We start from the raw sequence: 16,817 nt of genomic DNA, 5'->3' as shown, positions 1-16,817 counted from the left end.
AAAGAAAAAAGTTCATTGAGCTTAAAATTTTTTCAAAATTTTTGCATTTGCATTTTCTTGCTTACCTTTGAGCAAACAAAAATCTGCACAATGGAGTATTTGCGAGCTATTTTAGGAATAGCGGTTTTTGTGGGAGTAGCCTGGCTTCTTTCCAAAAATCGCAAAGCAATAGATAAAAAATTGGTGCTGAAAGGCATTATTTTACAGCTTATCATTGGGGTACTGGTACTAAAAGTATCTTGGTTTGCTGATATTTTCAAAAAAATCGGCGTTGGTTTTACTATTTTTATTAGCTACACTCGCGAGGGTACGCAATTTTTATTTGGTAAATTAGGGTTTCTTACCGAGCCGATAGGCTTTGTTTTTGCTTTTCAGGTGCTTCCTATTATTGTATTTTTTTCGGCAGTTACGGCAGGGCTATATTACTTGGGAATTTTACAAAAAATAGTGTATGCCATTGCTTGGCTTATGTCCAAAACAATGCGTTTATCAGGAGCAGAAAGCCTTTCGGCGGCGGGGAATATTTTTTTAGGGCAAACAGAGGCTCCTCTGCTTGTCAAGCCCTTCGTTGCTAATATGACCAAATCCGAACTCAACTGCTTAATGACAGGCGGAATGGCTACACTAGCAGGTAGCGTTATGGCTTCGTATATTAGTATGTTGGGAGGTGGAAATCCTGAAACGGAGGCTCAAATCGCCTCTTATTTTCTTACGGCTTCTATAATGAATGCCCCCGCCGCCCTTGTGATGTCCAAAATTCTTTATCCCGAAACCGAAGAAATTGACACTCGCTTGCAAGTTTCCAAAGAAAGTTTAGGTGTCAATATCATTGATGCCATAGCCACGGGGGCGGCTGATGGCTTGAAACTTGCTTTGAATGTGGGTGGTATGCTCATTGCTTTTATTGCGATTGTGGCTCTGCTCAATGGACTTTTAGGCTGGATTGGAGAGATTACTGAACTAAATCTTTGGATAAAAGCGAGTACCAATGGCGTTTTTGAAAAACTATCCTTGCAGTATCTTTTTGGATTGATAGGGCAACCCGTGGCTTGGCTAATGGGGACAGATTGGGATAAGTCTTTGGTAGTAGGTAGCCTTATTGGGCAAAAAACAGCTATCAACGAGTACATTGCTTACAATCAGCTCGTCAAGTTCAAGCAATTGGAGGGGCTTTTAGATGCAAAATCTATCGTAATTGCTACTTTTGCTCTGTGTGGCTTTGCAAATTTTTCATCTATTGCCATACAAATTGGGGGTATTGGAGGAATGGCACCCAATCGTCAGTCAGACCTTTCCCGATTGGGATTGCGGGCTTTGTTGGGGGGCAGTTTGGCAACGTTTATGAGTGCTACCATTGCAGGAGCATTGATTGGGTAGGTTCAAAAGTAGCTTAATCAGAATAAGTTTTCAAAATTTTTTTCCTAATCTATATCTATGAAAGGTATTATTTTAGCAGGGGGTTCGGGGACGCGTTTGCACCCACTTACGCTGGCAATCAGTAAGCAACTTATGCCCGTGTATGATAAGCCAATGGTTTATTACCCGCTTTCGGTGCTGATGATGGCAAATATTCGTGAGATACTGATTATTTCTACACCTCACGACTTGCCTCTTTTTCAGCGACTTCTGGGCGATGGCTCACAAATAGGTTGCAGTTTTTCTTATGCCGTTCAGGAAGTACCCAATGGCTTGGCTCAGGCTTTTGTAATAGGTGAAAAATTTATCGGAAACGAAAAAGTGGCTCTTATTTTAGGCGATAATATTTTCTATGGAGCCGGACTTTCCAAAACCCTGCAAAATTGCAACAATCCCGAAGGAGGTATCGTATTTGCCTATCACGTACAAGACCCCGAAAGATATGGCGTAGTGGAGTTTGATGAAAATAAAAAGGTTATTTCTATTGAAGAAAAACCTAAACAACCTAAGTCTAATTTTGCTGTACCCGGGCTATATTTTTACGATAATTCTGTGATTGAGATTGCCAAAAACCTTCAACCTTCTGCAAGAGGAGAGTACGAAATTACTGATGTCAATAAGGAGTATTTGCGTAGAGGGAAGCTCAAAGTAGAAATTCTCAATCGTGGTACAGCTTGGCTGGATACAGGTACATTTACGTCTTTGATGCAAGCAGGGCAATTTGTACAGGTAATAGAAGAACGTCAGGGTTTGAAAATCGGTTGTATTGAAGAAATTGCTTACCGAATGGGTTTTATTGATGAAAATCAGTTGCGTAAAGTTGCTGAACCACTTACCAAAAGTGGTTATGGGCAGTATTTGCTAAATATTTTGCAACAGAAATTGGTGTAGCTTAATCCCTTCCAAAAAGTCTATTGCGGTGCATATCCAATTTGAGCAAAATAAAAAGCATTAGGGTAAAGCTCCACAAAGAAGAACCTCCGTAGCTCATAAAAGGCAGAGGTACGCCGATGGTAGGAAAAAGACCAACGGTCATAGAAAGATTAAAGGTAAAGTGTGCAAAAAAAATAGAGGCTACACAATAGCCGTAAATCCGAGCAAAACGACTTTTTTGCCTTTCGGCAATGATAACAATACGGAAAAGCAGTATCATAAAAAGCAGTATCACCAGAAAACTGCCTACCCAACCAAATTCTTCGCCAACGGTGCAAAAAATAAAGTCGCTATGCTGTTCGGGAACAAAATCATATTTGGTTTGCGTACCTTCCAAATAACCTTTTCCCGAAAACCCTCCCGAGCCAATTGCAATCTTAGATTGTTGCAAATTGTAATAAGCCCCCCCTTTTTTATCTACTGCTTCTTCATCAAGTAGTACCATTATACGCTCTTGATGATACTTTTTGAGTTTGGTGAAAATTTTAGGAACAGAAATTACAAAAGCCATTGCCAAAACCAAACCCACTATCATCACTATCCAATCCCAACGTTCCATTTTACGCCTCGTAAGGAGCAATATACCCACTACGAAAGAAAATACAAAAAATAATCCGAAAGCCAAATACACAGGCTTGATGAGCAGGGATAACACAAAAAGCACAGCTACTAAAACCTGTAAGCCAATCACCCAGAAAGGCATACCCTCACGATACAAAGCAAGCTCTAATAGTACAAATACCATTAGCGAGCCATAATCGCCTTGTTTGAGAATAAGCAAAGCAGGAACAATGAATATAATACCAATGCCTAACCAAATTTTTCTATCGGTCAGTTTTGAGCCCGGTGCCCCCAAAAACCTTGCTAAGGCTAATGAAACGCCTAATTTAGCAAATTCGGTGGGTTGCATACTGATAGGACCTATCTGAATCCAATTTTGTTGCCCTTTGACAACCTTTCCGAAAAGAACTACCGCAATAAGCAAAAGAACAGAAAGGGCATAAAAAATATAGGCAAAATCTTCAAACAAACGGTAGTCCAGCAAGAAAACCAAAATAATCAGTCCGACTGCCGCCATTGCAAAAACAAACTGCTTGCCTGCAAAGGTGCTAAAATCCCAAAAAGGCTTGGGGTTTTCTACATTGTAGGAAGCTGAATAAATACTCATTATGCCCCAAATTACAAGGATTGCATACACCAACACCGATAGGGTATCCAAACTATTCAGAGGGCTTCGGCTATTGCGGGTTGAGCTGATTATCATCATAAATATCTTCCTCTTGTTCTTTTTTGCGTAAAATAGCCTTAATGCTATCTTGTTTGCGTTTTTCGGCTTTACGAATACTATCCAAACGCAAAAGTTCTCTACGGTTGAAAACCTTATCCAAAACCATTTTTTCAGTAGCTTCAATTTTTCCTACTTGCCAAGGTTGAATTTTGACGCGAGTAGTGTCTTTGAGGTATTTTTGCATCATCAGAGAGGCAATTGTTGCCGCCCAAATTCCACCAAAACCTGCATTTTCTACATAAACAGCAATAGCAATTTTAGGCTTATCGCAAGGGGCAAAAGCAATAAAAGTAGAATGGTCTTCGCCGTGAGGGTTCTGCACGGTACCCGTTTTGGCACAAATATCGCCAGCATACAAATTCACAACTTGTGCCATTGGTCCAACGGTACCTGCCTTAAATGCCCCATTCATTCCCTTGATAATAGGCTCAAAATATTTTTCATCAATGCCTACACTATGTTTTTCTTGATATTGAGGCAAGGGCTTGCCCGATTTTCCAATACTCTTGACAAGATGAGGCGTGTAATAATAGCCTCTATTGGCAATAATACAAGCCAAATTTGCCATCTGTAGCAAGGTAACTCCCATTTCGCCTTGCCCGATACTCAAAGAGTAAATATTTGAAAAGTTCCAGTTGTTTTTATAGACTTTGTTGAAGCGTTCTACTTGTGGGATACTACCCGAGCCTTCGTCGGCAATATCAACGCCCAATTTTCTACCAAAACCAAATTTTAAGACTTGTTCTCGCCATTGCTTGTAACCTTCTTGTAAGGCTTCAAAACTTTCGCCTCGCTGATGAACAATTCGGCGAAAAGCCTGATAATAAAAGGGATTGCAAGAATACTGAATGGAGGTTTGTGGGGTTGTCCAATAGGGGTGAGGGTGGCACTTTACCAAAGACCAGTTGCAAGGCAAACGAAGTGTATCATTCAAAACACCATTTTGCAAGCCAATAAGAGCCTGTACGGTCTTGAATGTAGAACCGGGCGGGTATGCTGATTGTGTAGCTCTGTTGAACAAAAGTAAATCGGGATTGCGGCTAATAGAAGCATAATTTTTCTTAAATTCTGCTCCTACCAGCAAGTTGGGATTGTAAGAGGGCGAAGTAATAAGCGTTAGTATCTCGCCAGTCTGAGGCTCAATGGCTACGATAGCCCCTGTTTTGTTTTGCATCAGCATTTCGCCATATTTTTGCAATTCAATATCTACGCTACTGATTAAATTTTCACCTGCAATGGCGGGCTTATCCAATTTGCCATCTTGGTAGCTTCCTACTACTTGGTTAAAGCGGTTTTTGAGTTGGTATTTTATCCCTTTCTCGCCTCTCAGATAATATTCATAGCTTGCTTCTATACCACTTTTACCGATATAATCGCCCGGTCGGTAATATTGCGTACTATCTTTTTTTAGTTCTTCGGGGCTGATTTCGGCAATATATCCCAAAGCATTTGCCATTGCATTGCTTGTATAAACCCTGACTGTACGCCGAGAAACATAAAACCCGGGGAAATCGCTAAGTTTTTCTTGCACTTTGGCAAAATCTACTTTGGAAAGTTGAGAAAAAAACACTCCCTCGGAGGCTACTGCCCGAATAGCTCTGATTTTTTCAATAAATTCTTGCTTACTGATGCCAAAAAGTTTGCAAAATGCCATTGTATCAGGCAGGCGAGCCTCACGAGGTATAACCATTAAATCATAGACAGGTTCGTTATAGACAATGAGTTTGCCGTTGCGGTCAAAAATAAGCCCTCTATCAGGATAAACCGTTTGTTTCTGAATAGCATTGGCTTCGGCAGATTCTTGGTATTTATCTTCTATCACTTGCATTAGAAACAGCCTGATAAGCAACGTAAGCCCTACGAAGCCAAAAATAGCATAAAAAATAAATCTTTTTTCTGAACCTCTTTCTCCTTCCATTATCGTTTGCTTGAAAAGAATAAATATTGCACCAAAATCACAGAAATTAGTGTAAAAATAGTGCTAAAAAAGGTTTTTTGCAAGGTTAGCCACAAGAGTTTGCTTGTCCAAGCCTCCAACGAAAACACAATAAAATGGTGAAACAAAATTAGCAGATTTGCATACAATACGAAATTTACAAAATCTATTTCTCGGATAGAAATTTCTCGGATTTCTTCTACGTCTATGCGTGTGCGTGCCGCAAGCAGACCTATCAGGTAAGGTCTTATGAAAGCCAAAAATACACAAGCCGAAGCGTGTATGCCCGGAGAGTATTCAAACCAATCTATGAGCAAGCCCATTGAAAAGGCTACCAGCAAAGACTGACTTTTGGTAATAGACGGATTGAGCGTAAGCAAATAGCCCACATACACATAATTGAAAGCCACGCCACCCAAATACATTTTGCGTGCTACAAAAACGTGAAACAAAAAATAACCCACAAAGGCTACAATGGAATTGATGAGATTTTTATTCATTGAATTTGAAAAAAAGGTTCGCAAACTTACACAAAAAAGCCTTTTCAGCAAAGATTTTTGAGTAGTTCTATGGCTTGCTGTATGGTGTTTATGTTTTCGGCAATGAGCAGTTGTTTGTGATTGATTTCTTTCAGACGGAAAGATTTAGGATTTTTTTGTAAATATTCAATCACTTTGCCAAACCTATCCGACTGATAATATTCCTGCCTTTCTCCCGAAGGAAATTGCCCTTTGAGGGTAGCTGATTTGAGCGAAAGTTTTTCAAAGCCAATTTTTTCGGCAAACCAACGCAAACGAACCGTTTGCATCAGGTCTTGTACTTCTTGCGGAATTTTACCAAAGCGGTCTTGCAGTTTTTGTGAAAACTTTTCCAGTTCGGGTTCATCTTTTACGTTATCCAGTTCGTTGTAGAGCGAAAGCCTTTCGGTAATGCTTTGGACGTAATCGTCAGGGATACGTAAAGAAAGGTCTGTTTCAATTACACAATCCGTAAGCAGTTCTTTGGTAGAAACTTCTTTGAAAAAAAGCTCTTTGAACTCGCTTTCTTTGAGTTCTTGGATAGCTTCGTCCAGAATTTTATGGTAAGCCTCAAAGCCTAAATCATTGATAAAGCCACTTTGCTCTGCTCCTAAAAGGTTGCCTGCTCCTCTGATATCCAAATCTCGCATAGCTACTTTGAAACCATCACCAAGTTCGGAGAACTCTTCAAGCGTTTTGAGGCGTTTTTGAGCATCTTTGCTAAGCGAAAGCATTGAGGGAATTACCAGATAACAAAAGGCTTTTTTATTGGAACGTCCTACGCGTCCTCGCATTTGGTGCAAATCAGAAAGCCCGAAGCTATGAGCATTGTTGATGATAATGGTGTTGGCATTGGGAATATCCAATCCCGACTCAATGATATTGGTAGAAAGCAAAATATCATAGTCGCCTTCAATGAAACGAAGCATAGTTTTTTCTAAAAGACTGCCTTCCATTTGTCCGTGAGCAATGCCTATTCGGGCATCAGGAACGAGTTTAAGAAGCAAATTGCCAATACTTTCAATATCTTGCACCCGATTATGCACAAAAAAAACTTGCCCACCTCTACGCAACTCAGTATGAATGGCATCGCGAATAATATCTTCTTTGAAAACTACAACTTGGGTACTTACAGGCTGGCGATTGGGCGGGGGGGTATTGATAACCGACAAATCTCTTGCTCCCATTAGCGAAAAATGCAAAGTTCGGGGAATAGGCGTAGCCGTAAGTGTGAGTGTATCAATGTTGAATCGCTTTTCACGCAGTTTTTCTTTATCTTTTACCCCAAATTTCTGCTCTTCATCAATGATAAATAGCCCCAAATCTTTGAATTTTACGTCATCATTGAGAATACGGTGCGTACCAATGAGAATATCTACTTTGCCGCTGGCAACTTCTTGCAAAATTTCTTTGATTTCTTTTTGGCTACGAAAACGATTGATATACTCCACACGACAAGGAAAGCGAAGCAAACGCTCCGAAAAAGTGCGAAAATGTTGCATTGCCAAAATCGTAGTAGGCACTAAAACAGCAACCTGCTTGCCATTGCATACAGCTTTGAAGGCGGCACGAATAGCAATTTCTGTTTTACCAAAGCCAACATCTCCACAAACAAGCCTATCCATTGGGTTGGGGGCTTCCATATCATTTTTCACTTCGGCAGTAGCTCGGGCTTGGTCGGGGGTATCTTCATAAATAAAAGAGCTTTCAAGCTCTGCCTGCAAAAAGTCATCTTTGCCGAAGGCAAAACCCTGCGAAACTTTTCGCTTCGCATACAAACTGATAAGTTCCTTGGCAATATCTTTGACTTTCTTTTTAACTTTGGCTTTCTTATTTTCCCATTCAGGACTGCCGAGTTTGCTTAAAGTAGGTTCTTTGCCCTCCGAAGCCGTATAACGTGAAATTTTATGCAAAGAATGAACATTCACGTAAAGTACATCATTATCACGATACACTATTCGAACAGCCTCCTGAATATTGCCATTTACTTCTTGCTTCACAAGCCCCGCAAAACGCCCTACACCATAATTGATATGCACTACATAGTCGCCGGGTTTGAGTGTTTGTAGCTCTCTTAAAGTCAGTGATTTAGATTTTGTAAAGTGTGTTTTGAGCTTATAGCGGTAGTAGCGTTCAAATATCTGGTGGTCAGTGAAGCAGACTATACGATTGTTTTCATCTACAAAACCTTCTCGCAGAGCGATGGGTAAATTCTGAAATTTTAGATTAGGTTTGATTTCCTCAAAGATGCTTCTCAAACGCTCTGTTTGTTTGATGCTATCCGAAGCAATAATATTTGTAAAGCCTTTGAATTGGTATTTTTCAAGGGTATCGGCAAGTAGCTGAAAATCTTTGTTGAAAGAAGGTTGGATTTGGGTTTTGTATTCAAGCGACTGGGCACTGGGAAAATAAAAACTCCTACCAAACTCTACACAGGCAAAATTTTGCAGTTTTTCCAAAAAACTGCTTCTGGTTTCAAAAAGCACTTCGGGGCTGGCAATCACTTGGGTTTGGTGCGTACTATTCAGGATAAATTCAAAATTGGCTTGCACTTTTTGAAAGCATTTTTCAATTATTTCCAAACAAAGCACTACATTTTTGAGCCAAATAGTGGTGTTTTCGGCAGATATAAACTCCAAAAAACTTTCACGGGTGGTGTGTAATAATTTGGTTTGGGTATTGGGTACAATTACCAATTGCTCACAATTTTGCTCGGAAAGCTGCGTTTCGGGATTAAAAAAGCGTATGCTTTCAATGGTTTCGCCGAAAAGCTCTATACGATAAGGCAGTTCGCTTGCAAAGGAGAACACATCTACAATGCCTCCACGAATAGCAAATTGCCCTGCTTCATACACAAAATCAGTTTTTTCAAAGTCGTATTCAATCAGAATTTCGCTTAAAAAGTCCAAGTCTATCGTATCGCCTACTTTGGCAGAAAAGGTGTGTTCTAAAAGTGTTTTACGATTGACCACTTTTTCGGAAAGAGCTTCAGGGTACGTAACTACCAAAATTCCTTTCTCGGAGATACTATTTTTGGGGCGTAAGGGAGAATTTTCTTTACTTTGTTGTGAAAAGGCATTCAGCACCTCGGAGCGTTCTAATACATTGGCATTTTCTATTTCCTCATAATGATAAGGTTTTTTGTAAGAAGTGGGAAAAAAAAGCACATCTTGTTGAGCATTCAAAAGGTTTTGTAGGTCGTTGAGAAAATAAGAGGCTTCCTCTCTATCTTGCAAAATAAATATATGATTGCGTTCAGGCTCGTTTAGTGCACACATTGCCGCCCAAATAGAATCAATGCTCCCCTGCAAACCTCTGATTTGCAGACGCTTGTGATTTTTTAGGTAGTGAAGAAAGGTCTGAAAAAGAGGCTCGTTCTGATAGAGTTGTAGGAAATCAGAAGTTTTCATCAGGAAAATTTTTACAAATATAACGACAAAACAAACGAAAAAACAATTCGGTTTTATTGCTCTATTGTAAGAAATTTTCTAATTTTGCACCAAAATTTTTAAGCCCCCTTTCCTTATGAGCAAGACCAAAACAACTAAAAACAACAACGGCAAAACTACCGAAGTAGTAGAGAAAACCCGCTATACAGAGGAGGAACTCAAAGAGTTTGAGGAACTGATACTCAAAAAATTGGAACAAGCCAAGCAAGAACTTGCCGAGCTTAAAGAATCGCTCACACGTAAAAACGACCCTGGCACCGATGCCACTGCGGGCAATTCTAAACTTATGGAAGATGGTTCGGATACTTTGGAAAAAGAAAATCTTACACAACTGGCGGCTCGTCAGCAGAAATTTATTCAGCAGTTGGAAATGGCACTTATCCGTATCAAGAATGGCACTTATGGTATCTGCATTGATACAGGCAAGCTCATTCCTCGCGAAAGACTTCTGATAGTGCCGCATACACAACATTCTATTGAAGCCAAAATGGCAAAAAAATAATATTTGCACCTATTTGATTACATAAAGTCTGACCTAATGTAATGGATTTTCTGCAAAACCATATTGAGGCACTTATTTTTGTATCTGCTGAGCCAATTTCTGCCAAAGAGATACAAAACTGCCTTGTAGAAATGTTTGAAGCAGATATTCCCGAAGAGAACATTCTTGAAGCCATAGAAAAACTCCAACAAAAGTACGAGCAGGATATTTATGCCTTTCAGATTTATCAAATGGGCGGTGGTTATCAGTTTCTTACAAAGCCTGCGTATCAGTCGAGTATTAGTATTTTACTCAAACAAAAATCTAAAAAGCGTCTTTCAAATGCCGCTTTAGAAACGCTTGCCATTGTAGCATACAAACAGCCTATTACCAAAACAGAAATTGAGCAAATTAGGGGGGTGAATAGCGATTATGCAATTCAAAAACTTTTGGAAAAAGAACTTTTGGTAATAAAGGGGAAATCTGATGCAGTTGGCAGACCTCTGCTTTATGGTACAAGCGAAAAATTTATGGATTATTTTGGCATCAATAGTCTTAAAGATTTGCCCCAGCCCAAAGATATAAGCCCCGATGAAAATATCATTGGTGACATAGCAGAGTAAAATTTTTACAAATATTCAAACTATTAAACTTTTCAAACCTAAAACCTTTGAACTTTAATGCCTCGCAAGAAAAAAACAGATACCGAAAAGGAAACATCTAAGCCCCGTGTTCATAAAGACTTGGAAGGCTTTGATATTCGCATCAATGCCTTTGGCGAGATAGTTTCCACATTAGATATAGAGAAAATCAACGAGTTTTTAGATAAATACGTTGATGACAAAAAACTCCGCCACTTGAAGTCAAAATCAAAAAAAAGTGAAAAATAAGAAGTTTGGGGTTTATCATTTGCTCATCTTTACACTAATTTTAGCATCTTTTTTAGCTATTGACGAATTTTTGCTACGCCATAAAATTTTACACGAATACAAATGGTACTTGCTTTTATTTTTTGCTCTGCAATCTGTACTCACCACTTATATTGTTTCGCAGGGTTTGCAGAAAGATGCTAAAACTTTTCAAGGTTTTTTCTTTGCCTCTATACTACTGCGAATGTTTTTGAGCATTGCTGTTGTGTTTTATGTTGTTTATCAAGGGGTTATTTATCCGCTTTGGTTTATTGTTACCTTTTTTGTTTTATATTTTTGCTTTGTAGGTTTTGAGATTTATGGTTTATTGATTAAATTACGCTTAAAAAATACCACCGAAGATGGAAATAATCAACATTCATACGAAAACACTTGAAAGGCTCTGCCAGAAGTATAGTGTCAAGCGAATGTATGTTTTTGGTTCAGTTACAACACCTTTATTTACACAAGAGAGTGATTTGGATTTTTTGATAGATTTTGATGATAAATTAGACTTTGCTACTTATGCAAACAATTTCTTCCTGTTACAAGAAGAGTTATCCAATCTTTTTCATAGAAAAATTGATTTAATCACAGAGAAATCGCTTCGAAACCCCTACCTCATTGAGAGCATCAATGCTTCAAAAAAGATGATTTATGGAAGCGAATGAGATTTTGATAAAAAAATATCTGTTGGATATTGAAAACTCTATTCTTTCTGTCCAAGAATTTACACAAAACCTAACTTGGAACGACTATCAAGCTAATAAGTTGGTAAGAAGAGCCGTAGAACGTGAAATTGCAATTATAGGCGAAGCTGTGAATAAACTTTCTAAAATTGTTCCTAATCTACCTTTTTCATCAGCCAAACAAATTATTGCTACAAGAAATTATGTTGTGCATAGTTACGATAATGTTGATGATGTGATTATTTGGGGGATAGTTCAAAATCATTTAGCTACTCTGTTAGAAGAGGTTAGAAGTTTTTTTCAATAATATTTTTGCTTTGTAGGTTTTGAGATTTATGGTTTATTGTATAACTTGCGAGCCAAAACGAAATAACGCCACTGATACTCTTTTACACCTAAAATTATGCACCTAAAAATGCTTTTGTTATGAATTTAGATTTTGTTTTAGCCAAAAGTAAGCATTTGGCGTGGCGTGTGAGATTGATGAGTTTCCTAAGAGGCGAGGAAACTCTAACTGCTGACCAAGTTGTTTCTCACGAACATTGCGATTTGGGCAAATGGATTTATGGCGAAGCTCTTGAAAAATACAAAAGCGAACCCAAAATTTTTGAACTTGAACAGGTGCATAAAGAACTTCACAAACACATTAAAAATGTGGTAGAACTAAAAAACGCAGGAAAAGAGGGAGAGGCGAATGCTGAATATGATAAAATGACTGAAGTTTCAAAAACGATTATCAACTTGCTTGATGAATTGGAAAAAGTATTAAAAGTGTAACATTTATGCGTAAATTAGCTAATTTTCTCGTTGTTTTCTTTTTGTTATTTCCTTTTTTGACCTTTGCCCAACACGAGGAGAAGGAATTTAATGCAGGAGATTTGATTTTGCACCATATTGCAGACTCTCACGAATGGCATTTTGCTACAATTGGTGAAACACACGTTACAATTCCTCTGCCTGTTATTCTTTACACCGACAAAGGCTTGGATATTTTTATGTCTTCGGAATTTCACCACGCCGAAAAAAGGGAGATAACCAATGAGAAAGGTGAAAAAGAGCATCAACTTGTCTTGAAACGCCCTAATGGTAATACCTATATTATGAGCCACGACCATATTTCTTTGGAGGGCGGCGGAACACTCTACGATTTTTCTATTACAAAAAATGTGGCTTCATTACTTTTGAGTGCGGTTTTATTGGTGGTAGTGTTTTTTAGTGTTGCCAAAAGCTATAAAAAGAATGCAGGTAAAGCTCCCAAAGGTTTGCAATCTTTCTTAGAGCCTATCGTAGTGTTTATTCGTGATGATATTGCTAAGCCCAATATTGGGGAAAAATATGAACGCTTTATGCCTTATTTGCTTACGGTGTTCTTTTTTATATGGTTCAACAATTTGCTGGGGCTAATGCCCGGAGGAGCAAACGTTACGGGAAATATCGCTGTAACAATGACTTTGGCTTTGCTTACGCTTATTATTACGCTGTTTAGCTCAAATAAATATTATTGGCAACATATTCTCAATACGCCCGGTGTGCCTTGGTGGCTTAAATTTCTTGTCCCTATAATGCCCATTGTAGAAATAATAGGAATTTTCACAAAGCCTTTTTCGTTAATGGTGCGTTTGTTTGCCAACATTACCGCAGGGCATATCATTATTTTGAGTTTGCTTTCACTCATATTTTTGTTCAAAAGCTATGCGGTAGCTCCTGTGAGTGTTGCTTTTGCCGTAGTAATGAATATGCTTGAGCTTTTTGTAGCTATTTTGCAGGCTTATGTATTTACTTTGCTTTCGGCGATGTATTTTGGCGGAGCAGTAGAGGAGCATCATCACGAACATCACGACGAGAAACACGAAGTTCATCACGCATAAATGAGCAATTTCAAAAGTAAATACGAGGAGAATCTCAAATCAGGAACTTTACTTATTCAAAAAGAGTTTTACAATGCCAGTGTACATTGTTTCTACTATGCCTGCATACAATTGATGCTTCATATATTGTATGACAAAGAAGGGTTTTCACAAAAAGATATTGAATTGGAACAAAAAAAATCTCAAACAGGTTTTCATAGTTGGATAATCAAAAAATTCACTAACTTTTTGCAAGGAAAAGAGAAAAGAGAATTTAATAACTACATACAACAATTAAAAAGCAAACGAGTAGAAGCCGACTATTTAGAAAATCTCATTTCTTTGGAAGAAATAGAACTGACAAAGAATTATGCTAATTATGTAAAGGAACTTTTAACAAAAACTTTTGAATTATGAAAACTAGTGTAAAAGAATATCTCTACAATGTTTTTTCTAAGTTAGTTGAGGAAATTCCTTACTTGCAAGTAAAATATGAGCGAGATAAACTCTCTTCTACCCACTTTATAGAGGTATTGCCATACAATTTTTATGAAAAAGATCCTCAATACATAGAGGCGGAACTAAAAATTTTTGATGATTTTAATCGTATTTACCCAGATCAAGATATTGCATTTGTGAGCGAAAAAAGCTTGTATCGTGTAAAAAAACCTTCTTGGGTTTGTGAAGGGGTTTTATTTGATGTAGAAAACCGAATAAAATTAGATGAGAACTATTTTGATACTGAAGTTCAGCTAACTTCTTTGATAAATAACTATCAAAATTTACAAAAATTTTACTCGGAAAGTATAAAAGCTAAAAATGATAATTTGCAAGATACTTTGGAGAGAAACTTAATTCAAGCGGCTTAATGGAATCAGGTTTTCAAGTACGTAGTATTTTTTTATTAGAAAGCTATTTTGAGCGTTTACCTTTTATTGAGGCTAACGAAAAAACGAACGAAATAGCTTTAAAGAGGGACTATTACATTGGAGAAAGTATTTTAACCGCGATTGTTGAACTTACTTTTAGACAAAGAAATAAAAAAACAAAAAAAATTGAGTTAAGGTCTAAAATTAAAATGGCAGGTGAATTCATTTTTGAAAAAAATACAAGTATTACAATTGAGGACTTTGCCAAAGTCAATGCTCCTGCTATAATTTTCCCGTTTATCAGAGAGCATCTTGCAAATCTTTCTTTACGAGCAGGAATTCCACCCATACTATTACCACCTGTAAATTTTGTAAGACTTTCAGACGAAAGTAAAAATAAATAGTTCTAATTTTTAACCCTAAATTCTAATTTCTATGTTACAACTTTTAGTTCTTTTGGCAGAAATCGCTGGTATCGGTGCTGGTTTAGCGGCTGGCTTGGCTGTATTGGGTGCAGGTTTGGGTATCGGACGCATCGGTGGGCAAGCTATGGACGCTATTGCTCGTCAGCCCGAAGCAAGCGGTAAAATCCAAGGTGCTATGATTGTAGCCGCCGCTTTGATTGAAGGTGCGGCTCTTTTTGGGGTAGTAGTAGGTCTTTTGATGGCTTTGAAAGTTGCCTAATTACTACATCAAGCACAAAATTCGGCTTTACTTCTGCCACAAGCGGTGGGCTTGGGCAGAAGTTGCCTCAAAAAAATCTACTGCTTAATATCCTAAAATATAATCTAACAACTGATACTAAAAATCCAAAAATATGCTACTCAACCTCATTACTCCTGAACTTGGTTTGATTGTTTGGCAACTGATTGTTTTTTTGGTACTTCTTTTTGTACTAGGAAAATTTGCTTGGAAGCCTATAATGAATGCCTTGAAAGAGCGTGAAAAGTCCATTGAAGAAGCGTTGGCTTCTGCGGAAAAGGCGAAAGCAGAAATGGCTAAAATTTCTGCCGACAACGAAAAACTGCTCCAACAAGCTCGTGCCGAAAAAGACGAAATCTTGAAAAAAGCACAGCAAACTGCTCGTGAGTTGGTAGATGAAGCTAAGGAAAATGCTAAAAAAGAAGCGGATAAAATTATCAACGAGGCTCGTAATCTCATTGAAAGCGAAAGAAAAGCCTTTATGGCTGATATGAAAAAAGAAGTTGCAAAACTTTCTTTGCAAGTAGCTGAACGCATTTTGCGTAAAGAGCTTTCCAGTGATGAAGGTCAAAAAACGCTTGCTGAAAAACTAATCAACGAAATTTCTGCCAACTAATCAGAGAGTTGTATGATAAGTAGTATGACTGAAAGACGCGTAGCAGTTCGCTATGCAAAAGCAATTTTGGAACTTGCCGAAGAAAAAGGAGTATTGGAGCAGGTTTATAAAGATATGGGATTCTTTGTAAAAACGCTCGACGAAAACCCTGTCCTGAGAGCTGTTACCCGAAATCCTATTATTTATAGCTATCGCAAGCTAACTATTCTAAAAAAACTCTTTGCTGATAAACTTCATAAAGTTACTTTTGATTTTTTTGAAATTATCACACGCAAGAATAGAGAGGAAGTTTTATATCAAGCCGCCAAAGAGTTTGAAAATCTCTACGAAGAACGCAAAGGTATTTTAAGAGTTACGCTTACTTCGGCAGTACCTCTTACAGAGGCTATTCGCCAAAAGGCTATTCAAATTGTAGAAAAAGAAACAGGTAAAAAGGTAAAATTAGAAGAAAAAATCAATCCTGCTCTGATAGGTGGCTTTACAATAACCTTTGCTAACGATAAACAGATAGATGCCTCGGTTAGAACGAAGCTAAAATTATTAGAAAAAGAGTTCTTGTACTAAACGCAAACTCGCTTTTTGAGCGAGTTTTTTTGTTGAAAATCCTTTGAAATCTCTTGGCTATTGCGAAAACCATTTGGCGATTTGTTTCGTTTGTATAAGAAAAAGTATGAAACGAAACATCATCATTTTCGGAACATTATTTTCGCTACTGATAGCGTTTCAGTCTTGCGGACAAAAACAATCAAACCAAACTGCTAAAAAAATGGATAAGAACTTTGCAATCAAAAAAAACGAGGAAGAGTGGCAACATTGCCTTAATCCCGAGCAGTACAAGGTTTTGCGTATGAAAGGCACTGAAAGAGCCTTTACAGGCAAATTTTACAAGCACAACGAAAAAGGTATCTATGTTTGTGCGGGCTGTGGTAATGAACTATTTAAGTCGGAAACGAAATTTGACTCGGGCACAGGCTGGCCAAGCTACTATGATGTAATTCCTAATGCCGTAGTTTTGGAAAAAGACTACTCACACGGAATGATACGTACCGAAGTGCTTTGTGCCAAATGTGGTGGGCATTTAGGACACGTTTTTGATGATGGTCCCAAACCTACGGGCTTGCGTTATTGCATCAACTCGGTTTCATTGGACTTCAAGAAGCAATAA

General features: G+C 38.1%; 21 protein-coding genes. 17 read left to right on the top strand and 4 right to left on the bottom strand.

Annotation, left to right across the window (positions count from 1 at the left end; translation table 11 throughout):
• Window positions 1–90 precede the first annotated feature (90 nt).
• Window positions 91–1,377, top strand: coding sequence for a NupC/NupG family nucleoside CNT transporter (locus tag ACWITO_RS09810; RefSeq protein ID WP_448529815.1), 1,287 nt, complete (start codon window positions 91–93; stop codon window positions 1,375–1,377).
• A 57-nt stretch (window positions 1,378–1,434) separates the two neighbouring features.
• Window positions 1,435–2,307 (top strand): glucose-1-phosphate thymidylyltransferase RfbA, encoded by an 873-nt coding sequence (rfbA, locus tag ACWITO_RS09805; protein ID WP_448529814.1) that lies wholly within the window; start codon window positions 1,435–1,437, stop codon window positions 2,305–2,307.
• 1 nt (window position 2,308) lies between these two features.
• On the opposite strand, the gene rodA is transcribed toward rfbA, so the two are convergent.
• From rodA to mfd, 4 genes are read right to left on the bottom strand one after another with little or no spacing between them, the layout of a single operon-like run.
• Window positions 2,309–3,616: a rod shape-determining protein RodA gene (gene rodA, locus ACWITO_RS09800; protein WP_448529813.1), complete on the bottom strand. Its 1,308-nt coding sequence runs from the start codon at window positions 3,614–3,616 to the stop codon at window positions 2,309–2,311.
• Window positions 3,588–5,555, bottom strand: coding sequence for a penicillin-binding transpeptidase domain-containing protein (locus ACWITO_RS09795; protein ID WP_448529812.1), 1,968 nt, complete (start codon window positions 5,553–5,555; stop codon window positions 3,588–3,590). Before ACWITO_RS09795 ends, rodA begins: the two co-directional genes overlap by 29 nt.
• Window positions 5,555–6,073: a hypothetical protein gene (locus ACWITO_RS09790; RefSeq protein ID WP_448529811.1), complete on the bottom strand. Its 519-nt coding sequence runs from the start codon at window positions 6,071–6,073 to the stop codon at window positions 5,555–5,557. The genes ACWITO_RS09795 and ACWITO_RS09790 overlap by 1 nt, the downstream gene beginning before the upstream one ends.
• A 44-nt stretch (window positions 6,074–6,117) precedes the next feature.
• Window positions 6,118–9,501, bottom strand: a complete 3,384-nt coding sequence (gene mfd / locus ACWITO_RS09785; protein WP_448529810.1) for a transcription-repair coupling factor — start codon at window positions 9,499–9,501, stop codon at window positions 6,118–6,120.
• A gap of 115 nt (window positions 9,502–9,616) precedes the next feature.
• Between mfd and ACWITO_RS09780 the strand changes: the two genes are divergently transcribed.
• The 15 genes from ACWITO_RS09780 (at window position 9,617) to msrB (ending at window position 16,817) form a co-directional block, all read left to right on the top strand.
• Window positions 9,617–10,042, top strand: coding sequence for a TraR/DksA family transcriptional regulator (locus ACWITO_RS09780; RefSeq protein WP_448529809.1), 426 nt, complete (start codon window positions 9,617–9,619; stop codon window positions 10,040–10,042).
• A gap of 41 nt (window positions 10,043–10,083) precedes the next feature.
• Window positions 10,084–10,644, top strand: coding sequence for an SMC-Scp complex subunit ScpB (gene scpB / locus ACWITO_RS09775; RefSeq protein ID WP_448529808.1), 561 nt, complete (start codon window positions 10,084–10,086; stop codon window positions 10,642–10,644).
• A gap of 57 nt (window positions 10,645–10,701) precedes the next feature.
• Window positions 10,702–10,911, top strand: a complete 210-nt coding sequence (locus ACWITO_RS09770) for a hypothetical protein (RefSeq protein ID WP_448529807.1) — start codon at window positions 10,702–10,704, stop codon at window positions 10,909–10,911.
• Window positions 10,901–11,326, top strand: coding sequence for a hypothetical protein (locus ACWITO_RS09765; RefSeq protein ID WP_448529806.1), 426 nt, complete (start codon window positions 10,901–10,903; stop codon window positions 11,324–11,326). Before ACWITO_RS09770 ends, ACWITO_RS09765 begins: the two co-directional genes overlap by 11 nt.
• Window positions 11,292–11,600, top strand: coding sequence for a nucleotidyltransferase family protein (locus ACWITO_RS09760; RefSeq protein WP_101358820.1), 309 nt, complete (start codon window positions 11,292–11,294; stop codon window positions 11,598–11,600). Before ACWITO_RS09765 ends, ACWITO_RS09760 begins: the two co-directional genes overlap by 35 nt.
• Window positions 11,587–11,925 (top strand): HepT-like ribonuclease domain-containing protein, encoded by a 339-nt coding sequence (locus tag ACWITO_RS09755; protein WP_448529805.1) that lies wholly within the window; start codon window positions 11,587–11,589, stop codon window positions 11,923–11,925. The genes ACWITO_RS09760 and ACWITO_RS09755 overlap by 14 nt, the downstream gene beginning before the upstream one ends.
• A 119-nt stretch (window positions 11,926–12,044) precedes the next feature.
• On the top strand, window positions 12,045–12,395 hold the full coding sequence (locus ACWITO_RS09750) for a CZB domain-containing protein (RefSeq protein ID WP_448529804.1): 351 nt from the start codon (window positions 12,045–12,047) through the stop codon (window positions 12,393–12,395).
• Window positions 12,396–12,400: 5 nt separating this feature from the next.
• Window positions 12,401–13,486, top strand: coding sequence for a F0F1 ATP synthase subunit A (gene atpB, locus ACWITO_RS09745; RefSeq protein WP_448529803.1), 1,086 nt, complete (start codon window positions 12,401–12,403; stop codon window positions 13,484–13,486).
• Window positions 13,487–13,882 (top strand): hypothetical protein, encoded by a 396-nt coding sequence (locus ACWITO_RS09740; RefSeq protein ID WP_448529802.1) that lies wholly within the window; start codon window positions 13,487–13,489, stop codon window positions 13,880–13,882.
• On the top strand, window positions 13,879–14,334 hold the full coding sequence (locus ACWITO_RS09735; RefSeq protein ID WP_448529801.1) for a hypothetical protein: 456 nt from the start codon (window positions 13,879–13,881) through the stop codon (window positions 14,332–14,334). Before ACWITO_RS09740 ends, ACWITO_RS09735 begins: the two co-directional genes overlap by 4 nt.
• Window positions 14,334–14,738, top strand: a complete 405-nt coding sequence (locus tag ACWITO_RS09730) for a protein-export chaperone SecB (protein WP_448529800.1) — start codon at window positions 14,334–14,336, stop codon at window positions 14,736–14,738. The genes ACWITO_RS09735 and ACWITO_RS09730 overlap by 1 nt, the downstream gene beginning before the upstream one ends.
• Before the next feature lie 31 nt (window positions 14,739–14,769).
• On the top strand, window positions 14,770–15,018 hold the full coding sequence (gene atpE, locus ACWITO_RS09725) for an ATP synthase F0 subunit C (protein ID WP_038111848.1): 249 nt from the start codon (window positions 14,770–14,772) through the stop codon (window positions 15,016–15,018).
• A gap of 133 nt (window positions 15,019–15,151) precedes the next feature.
• Window positions 15,152–15,652 carry a F0F1 ATP synthase subunit B gene (gene atpF, locus ACWITO_RS09720; RefSeq protein ID WP_448529799.1) on the top strand — a complete coding sequence of 167 codons (501 nt, stop codon included), beginning with the start codon at window positions 15,152–15,154 and terminating at the stop codon, window positions 15,650–15,652.
• A gap of 12 nt (window positions 15,653–15,664) precedes the next feature.
• On the top strand, window positions 15,665–16,216 hold the full coding sequence (atpH, locus tag ACWITO_RS09715) for an ATP synthase F1 subunit delta (RefSeq protein WP_448529798.1): 552 nt from the start codon (window positions 15,665–15,667) through the stop codon (window positions 16,214–16,216).
• Between the two features lie 106 nt (window positions 16,217–16,322).
• The gene (msrB, locus tag ACWITO_RS09710; RefSeq protein ID WP_448529797.1) at window positions 16,323–16,817 is read left to right on the top strand and encodes a peptide-methionine (R)-S-oxide reductase MsrB; all 495 of its coding nucleotides are present in this window, start codon (window positions 16,323–16,325) and stop codon (window positions 16,815–16,817) included.

This window comes from Raineya sp., from assembly GCF_053497555.1.
The sequence above is the reverse complement of the archived record's forward strand: the minus strand, read 5'-3'. Positions and strand labels throughout refer to the sequence as shown.

Coding starts and splice junctions, on each gene's coding strand:
- ACWITO_RS09810 (WP_448529815.1), top strand. CDS start 91: ATGGAGTATTTGCGAGCTATTTTAGGAATAGCGGTTTTTGTGGGAGTA.
- rfbA (WP_448529814.1), top strand. CDS start 1,435: ATGAAAGGTATTATTTTAGCAGGGGGTTCGGGGACGCGTTTGCACCCA.
- rodA (WP_448529813.1), bottom strand. CDS start 3,616: ATGATGATAATCAGCTCAACCCGCAATAGCCGAAGCCCTCTGAATAGT.
- ACWITO_RS09795 (WP_448529812.1), bottom strand. CDS start 5,555: ATGGAAGGAGAAAGAGGTTCAGAAAAAAGATTTATTTTTTATGCTATT.
- ACWITO_RS09790 (WP_448529811.1), bottom strand. CDS start 6,073: ATGAATAAAAATCTCATCAATTCCATTGTAGCCTTTGTGGGTTATTTT.
- mfd (WP_448529810.1), bottom strand. CDS start 9,501: ATGAAAACTTCTGATTTCCTACAACTCTATCAGAACGAGCCTCTTTTT.
- ACWITO_RS09780 (WP_448529809.1), top strand. CDS start 9,617: ATGAGCAAGACCAAAACAACTAAAAACAACAACGGCAAAACTACCGAA.
- scpB (WP_448529808.1), top strand. CDS start 10,084: ATGGATTTTCTGCAAAACCATATTGAGGCACTTATTTTTGTATCTGCT.
- ACWITO_RS09770 (WP_448529807.1), top strand. CDS start 10,702: ATGCCTCGCAAGAAAAAAACAGATACCGAAAAGGAAACATCTAAGCCC.
- ACWITO_RS09760 (WP_101358820.1), top strand. CDS start 11,292: ATGGAAATAATCAACATTCATACGAAAACACTTGAAAGGCTCTGCCAG.
- ACWITO_RS09755 (WP_448529805.1), top strand. CDS start 11,587: ATGGAAGCGAATGAGATTTTGATAAAAAAATATCTGTTGGATATTGAA.
- ACWITO_RS09750 (WP_448529804.1), top strand. CDS start 12,045: ATGAATTTAGATTTTGTTTTAGCCAAAAGTAAGCATTTGGCGTGGCGT.
- atpB (WP_448529803.1), top strand. CDS start 12,401: ATGCGTAAATTAGCTAATTTTCTCGTTGTTTTCTTTTTGTTATTTCCT.
- ACWITO_RS09740 (WP_448529802.1), top strand. CDS start 13,487: ATGAGCAATTTCAAAAGTAAATACGAGGAGAATCTCAAATCAGGAACT.
- ACWITO_RS09735 (WP_448529801.1), top strand. CDS start 13,879: ATGAAAACTAGTGTAAAAGAATATCTCTACAATGTTTTTTCTAAGTTA.
- ACWITO_RS09730 (WP_448529800.1), top strand. CDS start 14,334: ATGGAATCAGGTTTTCAAGTACGTAGTATTTTTTTATTAGAAAGCTAT.
- atpE (WP_038111848.1), top strand. CDS start 14,770: ATGTTACAACTTTTAGTTCTTTTGGCAGAAATCGCTGGTATCGGTGCT.
- atpF (WP_448529799.1), top strand. CDS start 15,152: ATGCTACTCAACCTCATTACTCCTGAACTTGGTTTGATTGTTTGGCAA.
- atpH (WP_448529798.1), top strand. CDS start 15,665: ATGATAAGTAGTATGACTGAAAGACGCGTAGCAGTTCGCTATGCAAAA.
- msrB (WP_448529797.1), top strand. CDS start 16,323: ATGAAACGAAACATCATCATTTTCGGAACATTATTTTCGCTACTGATA.